Source organism: Desulfomicrobium norvegicum, from assembly GCF_900114595.1.
Classification (GTDB): Bacteria; Desulfobacterota; Desulfovibrionia; order Desulfovibrionales; family Desulfomicrobiaceae; genus Desulfomicrobium; species Desulfomicrobium macestii.
Genome location: NZ_FOTO01000003.1, coordinates 327,031 through 342,401, shown reverse-complemented (window position 1 = coordinate 342,401; position 15,371 = coordinate 327,031). Strand labels below are relative to the sequence as shown.

Genomic DNA, 15,371 nt, shown 5'->3' with positions numbered 1-15,371 from the left:
AATGAATGACAACGCTATCAAGCAATATCTGACCTTCGCCCTGGGCGAGGATGTTTTCGCCCTGGAAACGGGCTTCGTGCGCGAAGTCATCGAACTCGTGCCCGTGACCCGCATTCCCAGGACTCCCCCGTTCATGCGCGGGGTCATCAACCTGCGCGGCCACGCCGTGCCCGTGGTCGACCTGCGCATCAAGTTCGACATGCCCACGGCCCGGGACACGGTAAGCACGTGCATCATCATCGTGGACGTGGAGATCGAGGGCGAGAAGTGCCACATGGGCGCCATCGTCGACTCCGTGCTCGAAGTCTTTGAAATGGCGAACGAACAGATAACCCCGCCGCCGCGCATGGGCACGTCCATCCGTCCGGATTTCCTCAGCGGCATGGGCAAGCAGAACGAGGAGTTCATCATGATCCTCGACATCGCCAAGGTCTTCTCCCCCGGAGAACTCTCCTTGCCGGGTGAGGCCGAACCCCTCGAAACCGATTCATGACCAGGGGCGCCCCCGCGGCGCCCCAACCCCAAGATTCCGAGCCGCAGGAATCCTCACGGACCGGCGGAACGGAAAGAACATACACCCGTCAGGAGACTTCGATGTTTTCGTGCACCGCCACGGCCGATCCAGGACATGTAGTCGTAAAATTGTCCGGCGACCTCATTGTGGAACATTCCAGGGAAATCCACGCCGAACTGCTGGCCCGCCTGTCCCAGGATCGCGACGTGACCATTGACCTGGGGGAGTCGGCCCGGATCGACCTTTCCTTTGTCCAGATCCTGTCCGCCCTGATCAAATGTCCGGACAGGAACGTCAGAATTGCAAACCTGCCCACGCACGTGACCGACACTGCCGGAGTTCTGGGAGCGGCCGATATCATCAGGGAACTCTCGGCCCGTTCGGGGGATGACGCATGAGCAAGACCATCATGACCGTCGACGACTCGGCCAGCATCCGCCAGATGGTCAGCCTGACCCTGAAGGAAGCCGGCTACGCCGTCATCGAAGCCCGCGACGGCAAGGACGCCATGGCCAGGCTGTCCGGTGCCGTGGACATGATTCTGACCGATCTGAACATGCCCGGCATGGGCGGCATCGAACTCATCCGCGCCGTACGCGCCACGCCGCAGTACAAGTTTACGCCCATTGTTATGCTGACCACGGAATCGCAGGCCTCCGCCAAGGAAGAGGGCAAAGCGGCCGGGGCCACCGGCTGGATCATCAAGCCCTTCAAACCGGATCAGCTCCTGGCAGTGGCCAGAAAACTGCTGCGCTAGCCCATCAACCCGGAGTCAGAGATGTTCAGAGAAGAAATGCACCGTCAGGCATTCAAGGAAGAAGCGCTGGAGCTTCTAGGCGAGCTTGAGACCTCGCTGTTGGAACTGGAGACGGACACGACCAATGACAAAGTCATCAACCGGGTCTTCCGCGCCATGCACACCATCAAGGGTTCCGGCGCCATGTTCGGTTTCGAGAATATCGCGTCTTTCACCCACGAAGTGGAGACAGTCTTCGATCTGGCGCGCACGGGCCGGATTGAAGTTACCAGGGAACTGTTGAGCCTCACGCTCCTGGCCCGGGACCACATCCTGGCCATGGTCGAAGGAAAAGATTCGGACACGGGGGTTGAGGAAGTCATCCGGGGCCTCAGGGCACTCAATCCGGAACACAAGCCCCTCGAAGCCACGCCAACCCGCGAACCGCTTACATGCGCCATGAACCCGAACCTGCGTACCTGGCGCATCCGCTTCACCCCGCCTAAAAATCTTTTCTTGAGCGGGACCAACCCCGCCTCCCTGCTGGAAGAGCTGTGCGAAATGGGCGAGCACCACGTCATCATGCACTTAAGGGACATCCCCGCCCTGCCCCTGCTCAATCCCGAGGACTGTCTGGTCTGGTGGGACATCATCCTGACCACGGCCGGCAGCGAGGAAGAGATCCGCGATGTGTTCATCTTCGTGGAGGAAGACAGCGACCTGACCATCCAGATGGTCGGAAGCTGCCAGGGCATCGACGAGGAATCCTACAAGCTCATCGGCCAGATCCTGGTCGAAAAGAACGACATCACCAAGGACGCCCTGGAGCGTATTCTGCTGGAGCGCAAACCCATCGGCCAGCTTTTGTCAGAGGCGGGACTGGTCAGCGCAAGTCAGGTCGAGGCGGCATTGGTCGAGCAGCAGGAAGTCAAACGCCTGCGCCAGACGGCCAGCGCCGAGGCCCAGCAGACCTCAAGCATCCGCGTTCCGGCGCAGAAACTGGACTTTCTGGTTGACCTGGTCGGCGAACTGGTCACGGCCCAGGCGCGGCTGACCCAATTCGCCAGCGAGCAGAGCGACGCACGGCTGCAAGCCATTTCCGAAGAAATCGAGCGGCTCTCCGACGAGCTGCGAGACAATACGCTCGGCATCCGCATGCTGCCCATCGGCTCGACCTTCAGCCGCTTCAAGCGCCTGGTGCGGGACCTTTCCCAAGAACTCGGCAAGCGCATCGTGCTTGAAACCCACGGCGAGGACACCGAGCTGGACAAGACCGTCATCGAGCGCCTGAACGACCCGTTGGTGCACCTGCTCAGAAACAGCATCGACCACGGCATCGAGAGCCCCGAGGAGCGCATGGCCCGGGGCAAGAATCCCGAGGGCCGCATAGAGCTTTCGGCCGAACATTCCGGAGGCGAGGTGCTCATCCGCATCACCGACGACGGCGCGGGCATCGACCCCGACCGCATCCGGGCCAAGGCCGTGGAAAAGGGCATCATCGCCGCGGACACGCCCATGTCGGACAAGGACGCCCTCATGCTCATCTTCGCGCCGGGCTTCTCCACGGCAGAGAAGGTCACCAGCATTTCAGGGCGCGGCGTGGGCATGGATGTGGTCAAGCGCAACATCGACGCCCTGCGCGGCCGCATCAGCCTGGAAAGTGTTCCCGGTCAGGGCACGACCATCTCCGTGCGCATCCCCCTGACCCTGGCCATCATCGACGGCCTGCAGGTCCAGGTCGAGGACAGCTGCTTCATCATGCCCCTGTCCGCCGTGGAGGAATGCGTGGAACTCATCCGCACGGACAAGGACCGCGCCGATCTCATCAATCTGCGCGGCCAGATGGTGCCCTATGTCAGCCTGCGCAGGGATTTCGGCATCCCGGGACAGGCCCCGAAGATCCAGCAGGTCGTAGTCTGCAACTCCCAGGGACAAAGCGTCGGCATCGCCGTGGACAGGGTCATCGGCGAGCACCAGACCGTCATCAAGAGCCTGGGCAAGGTCTATCAGGACATACGCGGGATTTCCGGCGCAACCATCAAGGGCGACGGGAGCATGGCTCTCATCCTCGACATCGCGGCCCTTGTGGCGGCCGGCTCGGCGCCGCCCGCATCACGCGTCCTGGCCTAGCGGCAGGGAGATGACGAACTTGGCCCCCCGCCCCTCGCGCGAAGAGGCGGAGAGGTGTCCGTGATGGTTGTTGGTTATGATGAAGTACGACACCGAAAGCCCGAGCCCGGTTCCTTCGCCGATCTTCTTGGTCGTGTAGAAAGGCTCGAAAATGCGGGCGAGTTCGTCCTTGGGGATGCCCGGGCCGTTGTCCTCCACCTCGATCACCGCCCAATCCTGCATCCTCTTTGTGCGCAGGGTCAGCGCCGGGCTTTCCGTTCCGGCCCGGGCCATGGCCTGGGCGGCATTGCGCACGAGGTTCAGGATCACCTGCTCGATTTCCGTACCGACGCAGGGCACCAGCGGCAAGGCGGGATCATATTCCCTGACGATATTCAATCTTCTGAAATCATAATGCTTCTTTAAATCAAAATCCTTGCCCGCCAACTCAAGGGCCTTGGACGCAATGGCGCTCAGATCATTGGAGGAAAACGTCCGCTCGCTGTTACGGCTGAAGGAAAGCATGTTCGACACGATATCCGCGGCGCGCTCACCCGCATCGCGAATCCCCTTCAGATAGCGAAAGATGTTGCGCTCTTCGAGAAACATGGCCAGGCGATGCAAGTCCAATTCGTGTCTCCTGGCAACTTCGATGTTGGGCTCCAAGAACGGATCGAGCCTGCGCGTGGTATTTTGCACGCCCTGCACAATGATGCCCAAAGGATTGTTGATCTCATGGGCCATCCCCGCCGCCAATCCGCCGAGGGACTGCATTTTCTCCGTCTGGATCATGAGTTGCTGCATGCGTTTCATTTCGCGCAGATCGCGTATGACGGCAAAAACAGTCGGATGGCCATTGATGTCTATGAGCTGACATGACAGCAGGCAGACGATTTCTTCACCGGATTTCCGATATGCCGTGAGTTCATAATCCCGGATTGTCTCTTTGGCGTGTATCAGTTCGTAGAGGCGCTCCCTGACGGCAGGAGTCTGGTACATCCCGAGTTCAATGGTCGTCTTGCCCAGGAGTTCCTCCCGGGAGAATCCGAAAAGATCGACAAAGGCATCGTTGACGTCCTGAATGCGCTGCGTGTCAAGCCCGAAAAGCACGATGCCGTCCGGAGACAAACGGAAGATGCTCGCGAACTTCTCCTCGGACTGCCGCAACCTCTCCTCGGCGGCCCTGCGGGTGGTAATGTCCTCGATGGTGCCGTCGAGATAGGCTGGGCGTCCCGAGTCGTCGAATTGCAGGGAAGCGTTGATCACGGCGTAAAAAGGGGAGCCGTCCTTGCGTTTGAACTCGATTTCCCTGCGTATTCCGCCTGGAGAGACAAGCAGGGCTTCAAGCATGTCGCGGCGGGTGTGGGGATGAGGATAAATGCCTGTTTCCAGGCTCTCCACCGAGGACAGGAGCTCATCCCGGTCCCGGTATCCCAACATGCGGGCAAGAGTCGGATTGGCCTCCAGAAAACGCCCGTCGTAGCTGGTGCGGAAAATCCCTATGGGAGCGTTGTTGAAGATGGCCCGATACTTCTCCTCGCTCTGCATCAGTGCCTTTTCGGTGCGTTTGGTTTCGGAAACGTCCTGAATGATGCCAAGCACCCTCTTTGGCGAATCGGGTGTCCTTGCGAACAGTTGCCCATATTCAAAAACATCGGCGTACGACCCATCTTTGCGTCGCAGGCGATACTCGATGATATACCTCTTCTTTTGCGACAACGCCTCTTCGAAAAGAGCCGTCGCCCTGTCCGCGTCCTCCGGGTGAAGCAACTCCGTCCAGACGTCGAGGCCCCCCCGCATCTCCTGCGGGTTGTACCCCAACACATCCAGCATGCTCCCGCTCCAGCTCAGAACGTCATTATCCACGTCATATTCGTAGAAGGTGAGTTTGGCCGCGGCAGTGGTCAAATCGAACTTCTGCCGCCAGCGCTTGACGCTCTGCTCCGCTTCTTTGAGCGAGGTGACATCCACGGCCGTGGACAAAATGCTTGTCAGCCCGCCAATGGAAACCAGCGATGCGGAAAACAGCACATAGCCCACCGCGCCGTCAGGCCTGGAAATCTTCGTTTCCATGTTGCTGAAGCTCCCGTCGCGCTCAAGCATCTGAATAAAACGCAACCTTTCATCATTGTCGACCGCAGCAAGGTCCTGCACCGAACGGGTGAGCGCCTCTTCACGCGAAATGCCCCATCGGGACAAAAAAGCTTTATTGGCACCCAAATATGTACCATCGAGCGCGTTGAACGCAATGGAATACGGTGAATTGTCGAAAATGGCTTGAAATTTCTCCTCGAACTCACGTCTTTCATGAGACAGTGTCTCGATTTTCTCGTAGGCAGACCGCAATTCGCGAATGCGAGTTTCCAGGGAGCTCCTGTTTGATCGAAGGCGGGCAAGGACAATAAGCAATGCACCAAGCAGAAGCGAAATCGTGCCGAATGACAGCAGGAGAGCAAGGAAAGCAGGAAGACCGGCGTCAAAATGCAGGGCGGACGGAAATACCGCGTTCATCACGTTCAAAAGCGTATCCTCCAATCTCAAAACATGATTGGAGTTACAAATGGAAATACGTGACGGCCTACAGACAGCTGTTCATTCCGGCATCGGCGGCAAAGCGCATATCATGTTTTGAGATACTTGCGCATACACAAAGACTACAGCGATGAAAACCGCGAAAAGCGCTTGGCTATACTCAGAGGAAGAAGCAAGGCAGGCGGGTCAATCCCGAAATCGCGCAGCGCTTTCGCCCATGCGCAAAAGGATTTTCTGAAGGGCCACGCGGGACAGGCCCGAGACGCGGGCCGCTTCGGACACGTTGCCTTTGGTCTGGGCCAAAAGCTCGTTTACGTAGGAGTGGGTGAATGCCGCCACGGCCTCGGCCTTGGCGTTCTTGTAGGGTTCCAGCGCGGTTTCGCCTCCGCCCAGGCTCTTGCCCATGGGCACGGGCAGACATCCGCCCTGCTGCACCATGCGCAGCAGATTCATGTCTACCCGCTCCGTGGTGGCGAAAACGGTCAGACGGCGCACGAAATTCTGCAACTCACGCACGTTGCCGGGCCAGGAGTGAGTGGCCATCCAGTGCATGACCTCCGGATCGACCTGTTTTTCGGCCAGCCCCATCTCGCGGCAGGCCGCCCGGAAGAAGTGCCCGGCCAAAAGCGGAATGTCCTCGGCCCTTTCGCGCAAGGGCGGCAGGGTTATGGTCAGCACGTTCAACCGATAATACAGATCCTCGCGAAAGGTCTTGGCCTGAATGGCGGCTTCAAGGTTCTGATTGGTGGAGGCGACCACGCGCACATCCACGCGTGAGGATCTGTTCGATCCCACTGGCCGGACCTCCCCGTCCTGCATGACCCGCAGCAGCTTGGTCTGGACCGCCGGGGAAATGTCCCCGATTTCGTCCAGATGGATGGTCCCCTTGTCAGCGGCGGCAAAGAGCCCCTTGTGGTCGCGGTCGGCCCCGGTAAAGGCGCCCTTGACGTGGCCGAAGAGTTCGCTTTCGAGCAGATTCTCGGGAATGGAAGGACAGTTCACCGCCAGAAAGGGCCGGGAAGCCCGTGCGCCGAGATGGTGCACCATGCGGGCCACCAGCTCCTTGCCGGTGCCAGATTCGCCCCGGACCAGCACCGTGTATTCGGACTGGGCCACGGCCGCGATGGTGCGCTTGAGCTGCCGCATGGCCGCGCCTTCTCCGACCAGCTCCCCGCCGCATTCCTTGCTGGCCAGGATCTGGCGCAGACGATTGTTTTCCTCCAGCAGCCTGCTTCGCTCCAGTCCCTTCTCCACCACACGGAAGAGCTGTTCCGGCTCGATGGGCTTGGTCAGAAAATCATAGGCACCAGCCCGCAGGGCCTCCACCGCCGTCTCAATGGTCCCGTAGGCGGTGAGCACGACCATGCTCAGGTCCGGCAGCAGGCCAAGGGCCTGGGACAAAAGCTGCAATCCGGTCATCTCGGGCATGCGCAAATCCGTGATCATGAGCTGCGCGGGTTTCGCCGCCAGGGCTTGCAGAGCCTCGGCTCCGCTATGCACGGCCACCACGTCGAGGCCCGGAAAATGACCTCCGACAAGCCTGGCCAGTCCGCGTGCGAAATCAACTTCGTCGTCGACAATGACGACCCGTGCTCCCGTGACAATGCCGGCTGAATCCATGACTTCCATGCTCAATCCTTCCTCTGGTGCGCAGTATCCGATTCCTGGTCATCGGTTCCAGACGGCAGGAGCACGACAAAGCGCGCGCCGCCGAGGTCCGAATGCTCGACAAAGACTTCTCCGCCCACGTCCCTGACCATGCCGTAGACCACGGCCAGGCCCAGTCCAGTCCCGGCGCCGATGGCCTTGGTCGAATAAAAGGGATCGAAAATATGCGGCGCATCCGCCGCCGAAACGCCCGGACCGTTATCCTCCACCACGATGGCCACCCGCCCAGCCTTGGGCGCGACCCGAACCACTATCTCGCCATCCTCCTCCCCGACCGCGTCGAGGGCGTTGATGACCAGGTTGCTGAGCACCTGCTCCAGCTCACCGATACCCATGCGCACGGGCAGAGGCCGATCTGGTTGTTCCACAGTCAAGTGCGCCCTCTTCTTGGCGGCCTGCACGGAAAAAACCTCGGACACGGACACGGCAACGCCGCAGGCATCCGCCGTGCCCGACCCGGCAGCCTTGGGGCGGGCAAAATTGAGAAGCTCCTGAAGCACTCTCTGCGCCTGCCTGGTGTGGCGCTCGATTATGTTCAGGTCCGAAGCCTGCTGCGGATCGGAGATCGTCTGGCGGAGCAACCCCGCATAGCAGAGGATGACCCCGAGCGGGTTGTTGATCTCATGCGCCAGGCCCGCCGTGAGCTTGCCTACGGTCGCCATCTTCTCCGAATGCCAGACCTGGGAACGCATGCGCTTCTCCATGGTGGTCTCGCGCACATAGACGACCACGCGGTCCGTCTGCCCGTCGGAACTGCGCACCGGGTACATCGAAAGTGAAAACGACCTGCCTCCGGGCAGCTCGACTTCGCGCAGATCCGGCGCCCCGCCGCGAATGGCGTCAACCATCGGACAAGGATGAGACAACGGATCGAAAAAGATGGACAGCATGTTGCCGTCCGTGCGTTCGCCGCCCGTCAATTCCGAGGTCAGCTGTCGGGCGGCCTGGTTCACGGTCAGCACGGCGCAGTTCGAGTCCATGAGCGCCAGCGGGTCGGTGATGCCTTCGACGATGGTTTCGAGCACGTTCATCTGCCGCAGCAGGCTGTCGATGGCCGTCAGATTCTCCGCTGCCGTGCCGAGCTGACGACCGAGCGCCGTGAGTACCCGCTGATCGTGCCGTGCCGCCTCTGCTTCGGTGTCCCAGTAGAGGCAAAGGATGCCCTCGGCATTTCCGGAGCTCGACTCCACCGGCACGAAAATCCTGGATCCCGATTGCAGGCAGGCGCTTCCGGTCAGCACATCCACCATGTTCTCAGGCAACTCGGGAGCGGCGGACGACTCCGGCCAGACGTAGTAATTCCTGGAGACCATGGTGCACACATAGGCGATGCTGCGCGCCCCGAAGCGCTTGCAGATCTGAGGCAGGGCCAGGCTCCAGAGTTCCGAACGCGAACCGCTGCGGCGCATGTCCTCCAGCAGGCGCACAAAGAGATGCACGTCTGCCTGCCGGGCTTCGGCCTCATGGGAAAGGGCCTCGGTGCGATCATCGACCATCTTGCGCAGATTCTCCGCATAATCCTGGAGCTGGTGGCGGACCTCGAAGAGATGATTGCCCATCTGCTCCATGCCTTCGACCAATTCCTCGATCTCGTCGCCCTGCTCCAGCTTGTGCAGGAGCTCGGAGCCTTCCGCATCGACCACGTTGCGTCTGAAAACGCTGTTGAGGCGTTTGAGATTGTTGACCACCAGAACCCGGAACAGAAAATTTGTCGCTGAAAAAAACAGCAGCGCGCCAAAGGCGAAAAAGGCGAAGTAGGTCAGGATGGTCTGCTGCACGCGCCCGACACTGCTCTGCACGGAGATGCCCACGAAATCGACCCCGGCGATGGAGTTCTCCTCCTTGCCGAAACCCCGCCCCCCGTACAGGGACAAAAGCTCCGGCGGAGCATCCTCGGGCTTGCCGTGGCAATACATGCACCCTTCCTCGAAACGCACGGCACGGACTTTCAGAAAATATTTTTCCCCGTCCATGGTCTTGTACCCCTGCCACAGCTCCTGCTCGGGATTGGCCCTGAAATAGCGGATCAGTTCCCGTTCGTGCGTGTTGGCTTCGTAAGCGGGGTTGCGTGCGTCGATGGCCACGCGGCGATAGATGGTGCCGCCGTGATCGTCGTTGATCGGCGCCATGATGGTTCGGGAAATGTAGGATGAGGACATGGCCTCGATGATGAACGAAGCGGGCAGGCGCTCGTACATGGCCGGGCGCAGGATGTCGCGCACGTAGTGCTGGATGGAGTCCACATGGGTGAAGATGAGCAGGGCCTTGTCCCGCACCTCCTCCTCGAGGACATTTTTCATGTGTAGATAAAAACCGACGGAAAAAACGATGCCCAGAACAATGGAGGCGACCAAAAGCCCGGAAACAAATTTGGTCTGTATCTTTGATGGCTTGAGAAGGTGCATGGGCTCGCCTGAAATTGATGCTTCCCGTGGCGGTGGAAACGTGTGTGAAGTGGATGAAGATGCGTTCGCTCAGACTGTCGGCAAGACCAAATCAAAAAAGGGCACCATAGAAATCATTAGTGTTCTACCGTCCTCCAATCAAGACCTGAAACCGTTCGGCTGCTCCTGATCTGAGCACATTTCCCCCAAAGAGAGGCGCCTCGACTATTTTTCCTCCAGGGCAAAACGCAGGTAATCCTCTCCTTCCTTCACCTGTGCAACATCCGTGTAGTAATAACGGGTCGGATCGATGCCATTATCGTCCAGATACGAGGACATGCGGCTCAGAACACCACAGGAGTTGGTCAAAAAAGGCAGGAACAGGTAGACGAAGGCCAGGGCGGCGCCCATGGTCAGAACAAAATTCTTCAATCTTACGGGCAGGCTTTTTTCAGTCATGACGATACGTCCTTAAAAGCCGGGAGGAAGATCCTCCCGGCTGTTTTTCGAGACAATTTAGATCTTGGCCGTGATTTCGGGGAAGACCACGTAGAACATGAGGTAGGCCATGGCCAGAGTCAAGACAAGATTGAGGCTTTGACCGCAGACATACAGGATGAGCGGCTTGCCGCCCTTGAAGTACTTGGCCAGCTCGCGGAAGTTGGTGGACAGGCCGATGGCCGCAAAGGACAGGGCGAAGAACCAGCCACGCAGAAGCCTGGTGCCGCCGCGGACGATGCCGTGATCCACGACCGCGCCGCCAAGATCCTTGCCCATGCCCTGATCCAGGATGGAGAAGATGATGGAGGCGGCGATGAAGCCGAGCACGAACTTGGGAAAACGATGCCAAATCTCTCCTGCGCCAACGGTCTTGCCGGCCACGCAGTCAACCTTCGTGCACCAGTACACGGCGATGCAGAATGCGGTAACACCGATCATGACGTTCTGGATCATCTTGATGGTCGCGGCCACGTACATGGCCTTCTGGCCCAGGAACGCGCCTGCCGCGGCCACCGCGCCGGTGGAGTCGATGGTGCCGCCCATCCAGGCGCCGCCCAGAACTTCCGGGATGCCGACAGCCTTGATGAAGGCAGGCATGGCGATCATCATGATGGCGGTGAAGACCAGGGACAGACCGATGGACAGTGTCAGCTCTTCCTTCTTGGCCCGGCAGGCTGCCGCAGCGGCGATGGCGGCGGAGGTGCCACACACGGACATGTCGGCGGAGATGACGACGTTGAGTGTCTTGGAGGGCATCTTCAGCACCTTCTGGCCGAAGATGTAGGTGCACACGAGCACGACGGGGGTGACTACCCAGGCCACGAAAATGCCGGGTGTGCCGATGGCCACGATCTTGTTGAAGAGCACTTCCGCGCCCAGAAGAACAAGGCCGGTCTTGATGAAAAATTCGACTTCACAAGCCGGAAGGACCCATTTGGGAGTGCCCACGGTATTGGCTATGACCATGCCCAGAAGCACGCCCCAGGCTTCGGCGCCAAAACCGTACTGCTTGGAGATGGCCTGTCCGCCGAGAATGTACGCCAGGACGGCGACCAGGAAGACAATCACGAAACCCTGCAGGAACGCAGGCGCGCTCTTGCCCATCATGGCAATGCCCGCACCGAAGATCAGCGCGATGAAGATGCACAGGCCGATGAGGGACGGAATGTAGTTGTAGGGCTTGTTTTCGACCTTCTTCTTGGCATCTCCGGCAGCCTTGTGCGCGTCGCGCCACTCGGAAATCTTGGCCGCGGCCTCGTCATTGAGCGCCTGGTTCTGGAAGGATGCGCCGGCCGCAGCCTCTTCCGCGGCCACGGCAGCGGCGAGTGCCACTTCAAGCTTGCCCTTGGCCTCTTCGTATTTAGGCATGGCCTTCTCGTTGAGCGCCTTGGCCTGGGATTCGGAGCGGATCAGGGAATCCATGGGGTTGGTCTTCCAGGAACCTGGCGTCTTGGTCCAGTGGGACGCAAATTTGCCAAACGCGGTACCGGAGCCCTTGAGTTTGCCCTTGGCATCCTGGGCATTGTGCCAGGCGATGGTCTTGAACGGAGCCTTGGCCAGTTCCGCTTCCTGGATCTGGTTGGCGGTGGCTATCTTTTCGGCAAACTCCGCCTTGGGACCAAAAGTCGTGTACGCCAGGATGCAGACGGAAATAATGATAAAACCGAGCCAGATGGCCAGGAAGTCCTCTTTCTTCCACAAATCCGACCACTGGCTTTTCCCGTGGTCGATGACGACGCTGCTGCTTTCTTCAGACATTGGTTTTCTTCCTCCTCGATGATTATGAAGCGTTCTCTCGCCGGTTATTTTGACGACGAAGCCAGAGCAAAAGCCCTGCCATGTCTGCAAAAAATACGAGACCGCATAATTTCAGCGCGTTACAATTTCGCATCTTAAAAAAAGCGCAAAGCACGATTTACACTGCAAACACAAGTTAGCACCGCAAACTTCAAGAGCTGCATCCTGCAGCCGTCCAAAATTTTGGAAAACGATAAAAAAAGGCGTGGCCGCTCGAGAGGAACGCCACGCCTTTTCAAGGCAGGGAAAAGAAAAAACTACTTCTCGATGTCGAGTTCGCGTTTCTTGGAGTAGATGAAGCGCACCAACTGGTACTCGAAGGGACTTCCGGTCTCGTAGTAGCGAAACTTGACCTGATGCCGCGCGTCGACAGCCTTGACCCCGTAAACGCCGGTGGACACCGACTCGCGCGCAATCCAGCTCATGTCCTGGAAGAGGCCGTACGATGGGTTTATGGTCATGGCCGCGTCCACGAACACGCCTCCCGTGTCGCGCACTCCGGAGGGCCCGAACACGGGGAGCACCAGATACGGACCGGGGGGGACGCCCCAGAAGCCCAGGGTCTGTCCGAAATCCTCGTTTTCCTGCGGGATGCCTCCATTGCCGAGCACGTCGATGATGCCGCCCAGGCCGATGGTCGTGTTGAAGACAAAGCGGCCCAGCGAGACCGAAGCCTTTTTGGCCTTGCCTTGCAGGACAGAGTTCACAAAAATCGGTATTTCTTTCAAGTTATTGAAAATATTGGAAACGCCCTGTTGAACGCTATCCGGCAGGATCGCCTCGTAGGTGCGGACCACTGGCAGATAGACGTAGCGGTCAAGCTGGGCGTTGAAGTGGTACATGTTCCGATTGAATCCCTCCCAGGGATCATGGACCTGAAAATGCCGCTCCAGGGTCGGGTCCTCGGGCAGGCCGCGATGTACGGGGGCCTGAAAAGGGCCGGGCTGATGCTGCCCGTTGGTGGCGCATCCGGCGGAGACGAAGAGGATGAGGCAGAGAAGAAATATGCGCATGGTATGTCTCACTTGCGGAAAAAATCGAGCATGGCCGCGACATTGTCCCGATAACGGATATTGCCGCAGTGCCCCCCTGCCGGATAGAGCGTCAGGCGGCCGTTGAACGTGCGTTTCAGAAAACCGAGGTTGTCGGGGGTCAGAATGGGGTCGTCGACATTGGTCATGACCGCGATGCTTGTGGACTCGCGCAGAAAAGGAGCGATGGATTCGAGGCTGCTGGCCGCCACGGCCCGTTCCCGGGTCATGGCCGGATCCGTGAAGGCCAGGAAAGGCAAGAGATACTCGTCCACATAATCCTCGAAACTCACGCCCACGGCCGCATCCAGATAAGGCGACAGGGACTCGTTCTTCTCGATGACGTGCCCCCTTGGGGAAATGTATCCCGCTCCCGTGCACACGTCGCTGGTAAAAACCATGGACGCAAGAGAGACTCGGAAAGCGACGCCAATGAGGATCTTGAGCTCCTTTTCGGAAATGGAGCGGCTCCCGTGCAATGCAAAAAGAAATTCGTCGCCGAAATTGACCTCGTCGCTACCGCGATAGGCCGCCGAAAGATCGGAGACCAGATCGGCCACGACCCTTGCGGCCTCGGTCCGGTCGGCCACGTTGTCGGAGAGCAGGTGGTCGAGGATGGTGGCAGAGGTCAGCAGGCTGACCGCCGGATTGAGGAGCATCACCTTGTCGAATCCGAAACGCTTTTCGCGCGTGTCCAGCTCCGCCAGAAAAGCGGACTGTGTTCCGCCGAGGCTGTAACCGGTCAGGTTGTAGGAGGATATCCTGTCGCGGCCAATTTCGTTCACGATGGCGTCCATGCTCTGATACAGGTCAGCCACGTCGCGGGGAATGAACCCCGGAACCTGGGTCGTGGAGGCGCTGACCACAAAGTTCGGATACGTCGGCGATGACAGGCTGACCACGTGGTACCCGGCCCGATGAAAGACCGCCTGCAGGAAGCGGCAGTTGGCCGAATCGTAGGAAGAGCCTGTCCCGGCAATGATGAACAGCAGCGGCGCCACGTCGCGTTGCAGGGCAACGGAGTACTGCAGGGTGTCGTCATACCAGAGGATTTCGGGCACCGGACGCTCATGCAGCAGGAGCTCCCTTTCGCGCACCGCGCCCAGATCACTCAACGGGTTGAGATCGCGCAACGAGGAGGGACGGATGGAGTCCAACGGAAATTCGTCCCGCGGCAGAGTGCCGAGCACGGTGGCCTCGTAAGGATTCTTGAACGGATATTCATAGGCACTGGCCGGCGCGAAGGCGGCCAGAACGAAAAGGCATAATAGCAGGGCGCGATGCATGCGCAATCCTCCACGGTGATGTATCCGGGATCACTAGCCAGTTGGAGGTGTGAGCGCAAGCTTTTGCACCGTAAATGAAAAGAGCGCCCGCAGGCGCCCTCTTGCAAATCATGTACGTGTACCGGATCAACGCTCGTCGAAATACAGTTTGTGTTTTATGTTCACGCCTTGGGCGATGAACACCACGGATTCGGCAATATTGGTGGCCAGATCGCCGATGCGCTCGAGGCGGCGGATGAGAATGATGGTGTGAACGGAACGCTCGATGGCCGGAGTCTCGTGGATCATGTATTCGATGACCTGACGCATGTTCTTGTGGTTCAGCACGTCGACCTCGTTGTCCAGATGGCAGACCTGCAGGGCCGCCTCCACATTGCTGGATGAGAACGCCTGGGCCGCGTGCCGCAGCATGGCCAGGGCCTTGGTGCCCATCTCCAGCACGTCCTGATGAAAAGGCAACGGCGGCCGCGAACTGAGCATGATGGAGCGCTCGGCGATGTTCACGGCCTCATCGGCGATGCGTTCAAGATCGACGCTGATGCGCATGCACCCGAGGATGAAGCGCAGGTCTCCGGCCACGGGCTGCTCCAGGGCCAGCAGCTTGAGCGCCAGCTCGTCAATCTCCACCTCCAGACGATTTACTTCCACGTCCCCGTCCTGAACCTCTTCGGCCAGATACAGATCCTTGTTCACATAGGCCTGGATGGACTTCTGGACCGCGTCCTCGGTCAGGGAGACCATCTTCAGCACCTTGAGCTTCAGCGTTTCGATTTCTTCATGCAAATGCGTATACATCTTTCACTTCCTTTAAAA

General features: G+C 59.3%; 13 protein-coding genes. 5 read left to right on the top strand and 8 right to left on the bottom strand.

What is annotated here, in order from left to right; all coding sequences use genetic code 11:
- The first annotated feature begins 1 nt into the window (after nucleotide 1).
- The 4 genes from BMZ24_RS07500 to BMZ24_RS07485 all read left to right on the top strand — a co-directional run bounded on the left by BMZ24_RS07500 (nucleotide 2) and on the right by BMZ24_RS07485 (nucleotide 3,380).
- Nucleotides 2–493, top strand: a complete 492-nt coding sequence (locus BMZ24_RS07500; protein WP_092190824.1) for a chemotaxis protein CheW — start codon at nucleotides 2–4, stop codon at nucleotides 491–493.
- Between the two features lie 101 nt (nucleotides 494–594).
- The gene (locus BMZ24_RS07495) at nucleotides 595–912 is read left to right on the top strand and encodes an STAS domain-containing protein (RefSeq protein WP_092190822.1); all 318 of its coding nucleotides are present in this window, start codon (nucleotides 595–597) and stop codon (nucleotides 910–912) included.
- Nucleotides 909–1,271, top strand: a complete 363-nt coding sequence (locus BMZ24_RS07490) for a response regulator (protein WP_092190820.1) — start codon at nucleotides 909–911, stop codon at nucleotides 1,269–1,271. The genes BMZ24_RS07495 and BMZ24_RS07490 overlap by 4 nt, the downstream gene beginning before the upstream one ends.
- A gap of 21 nt (nucleotides 1,272–1,292) precedes the next feature.
- Nucleotides 1,293–3,380 carry a chemotaxis protein CheA gene (locus BMZ24_RS07485; RefSeq protein WP_092190818.1) on the top strand — a complete coding sequence of 696 codons (2,088 nt, stop codon included), beginning with the start codon at nucleotides 1,293–1,295 and terminating at the stop codon, nucleotides 3,378–3,380.
- Here BMZ24_RS07485 and BMZ24_RS07480 read toward each other — a convergent pair.
- From BMZ24_RS07480 to BMZ24_RS07470, 3 genes are all read right to left on the bottom strand, one after another.
- Nucleotides 3,363–5,870 carry a PAS domain-containing sensor histidine kinase gene (locus BMZ24_RS07480; protein WP_143077851.1) on the bottom strand — a complete coding sequence of 836 codons (2,508 nt, stop codon included), beginning with the start codon at nucleotides 5,868–5,870 and terminating at the stop codon, nucleotides 3,363–3,365. The two genes, BMZ24_RS07485 and BMZ24_RS07480, sit on opposite strands and share 18 nt — an antisense overlap.
- A 207-nt stretch (nucleotides 5,871–6,077) precedes the next feature.
- Nucleotides 6,078–7,520, bottom strand: coding sequence for a sigma-54-dependent transcriptional regulator (locus tag BMZ24_RS07475; RefSeq protein WP_425266265.1), 1,443 nt, complete (start codon nucleotides 7,518–7,520; stop codon nucleotides 6,078–6,080).
- A gap of 2 nt (nucleotides 7,521–7,522) precedes the next feature.
- Nucleotides 7,523–9,964, bottom strand: coding sequence for a c-type heme family protein (locus BMZ24_RS07470; RefSeq protein WP_092190812.1), 2,442 nt, complete (start codon nucleotides 9,962–9,964; stop codon nucleotides 7,523–7,525).
- Here BMZ24_RS07470 and BMZ24_RS19665 point away from each other — a divergent pair.
- Nucleotides 9,963–10,133, top strand: coding sequence for a hypothetical protein (locus tag BMZ24_RS19665; protein WP_153304606.1), 171 nt, complete (start codon nucleotides 9,963–9,965; stop codon nucleotides 10,131–10,133). The genes BMZ24_RS07470 and BMZ24_RS19665 overlap by 2 nt on opposite strands.
- A 35-nt stretch (nucleotides 10,134–10,168) precedes the next feature.
- On the opposite strand, the gene BMZ24_RS07465 is transcribed toward BMZ24_RS19665, so the two are convergent.
- The 5 genes from BMZ24_RS07465 to phoU form a co-directional block, all read right to left on the bottom strand.
- Complete coding sequence (locus tag BMZ24_RS07465) at nucleotides 10,169–10,402, bottom strand: hypothetical protein (protein ID WP_092190810.1); 234 nt, start codon at nucleotides 10,400–10,402, stop codon at nucleotides 10,169–10,171.
- Nucleotides 10,403–10,459: 57 nt separating this feature from the next.
- Nucleotides 10,460–12,202, bottom strand: coding sequence for a YeiH family protein (locus BMZ24_RS07460; protein ID WP_092190808.1), 1,743 nt, complete (start codon nucleotides 12,200–12,202; stop codon nucleotides 10,460–10,462).
- Nucleotides 12,203–12,498: 296 nt separating this feature from the next.
- Complete coding sequence (locus BMZ24_RS07455; protein ID WP_092190806.1) at nucleotides 12,499–13,254, bottom strand: MlaA family lipoprotein; 756 nt, start codon at nucleotides 13,252–13,254, stop codon at nucleotides 12,499–12,501.
- 8 nt (nucleotides 13,255–13,262) lie between these two features.
- Nucleotides 13,263–14,558: a hypothetical protein gene (locus BMZ24_RS07450; RefSeq protein ID WP_092190804.1), complete on the bottom strand. Its 1,296-nt coding sequence runs from the start codon at nucleotides 14,556–14,558 to the stop codon at nucleotides 13,263–13,265.
- Nucleotides 14,559–14,684: 126 nt separating this feature from the next.
- Entirely contained in the window at nucleotides 14,685–15,353 is a 669-nt protein-coding gene (gene phoU / locus BMZ24_RS07445; RefSeq protein ID WP_092190801.1) for a phosphate signaling complex protein PhoU, read from the bottom strand.
- Between the last annotated feature and the right edge of the window lie 18 nt (nucleotides 15,354–15,371).

What these genes read in the sequence shown, in the direction of transcription:
- BMZ24_RS07500 (WP_092190824.1), top strand. Translation starts at nt 2, where the DNA reads ATGAATGACAACGCTATCAAGCAATATCTGACCTTCGCCCTGGGCGAG.
- BMZ24_RS07470 (WP_092190812.1), bottom strand. Translation starts at nt 9,964, where the DNA reads ATGCACCTTCTCAAGCCATCAAAGATACAGACCAAATTTGTTTCCGGG.
- BMZ24_RS07490 (WP_092190820.1), top strand. Translation starts at nt 909, where the DNA reads ATGAGCAAGACCATCATGACCGTCGACGACTCGGCCAGCATCCGCCAG.
- BMZ24_RS07495 (WP_092190822.1), top strand. Translation starts at nt 595, where the DNA reads ATGTTTTCGTGCACCGCCACGGCCGATCCAGGACATGTAGTCGTAAAA.
- BMZ24_RS07455 (WP_092190806.1), bottom strand. Translation starts at nt 13,254, where the DNA reads ATGCGCATATTTCTTCTCTGCCTCATCCTCTTCGTCTCCGCCGGATGC.
- phoU (WP_092190801.1), bottom strand. Translation starts at nt 15,353, where the DNA reads ATGTATACGCATTTGCATGAAGAAATCGAAACGCTGAAGCTCAAGGTG.
- BMZ24_RS07465 (WP_092190810.1), bottom strand. Translation starts at nt 10,402, where the DNA reads ATGACTGAAAAAAGCCTGCCCGTAAGATTGAAGAATTTTGTTCTGACC.
- BMZ24_RS07475 (WP_425266265.1), bottom strand. Translation starts at nt 7,520, where the DNA reads ATGGAAGTCATGGATTCAGCCGGCATTGTCACGGGAGCACGGGTCGTC.
- BMZ24_RS07485 (WP_092190818.1), top strand. Translation starts at nt 1,293, where the DNA reads ATGTTCAGAGAAGAAATGCACCGTCAGGCATTCAAGGAAGAAGCGCTG.
- BMZ24_RS07480 (WP_143077851.1), bottom strand. Translation starts at nt 5,870, where the DNA reads ATGAACGCGGTATTTCCGTCCGCCCTGCATTTTGACGCCGGTCTTCCT.
- BMZ24_RS07450 (WP_092190804.1), bottom strand. Translation starts at nt 14,558, where the DNA reads ATGCATCGCGCCCTGCTATTATGCCTTTTCGTTCTGGCCGCCTTCGCG.
- BMZ24_RS07460 (WP_092190808.1), bottom strand. Translation starts at nt 12,202, where the DNA reads ATGTCTGAAGAAAGCAGCAGCGTCGTCATCGACCACGGGAAAAGCCAG.
- BMZ24_RS19665 (WP_153304606.1), top strand. Translation starts at nt 9,963, where the DNA reads ATGGGCTCGCCTGAAATTGATGCTTCCCGTGGCGGTGGAAACGTGTGT.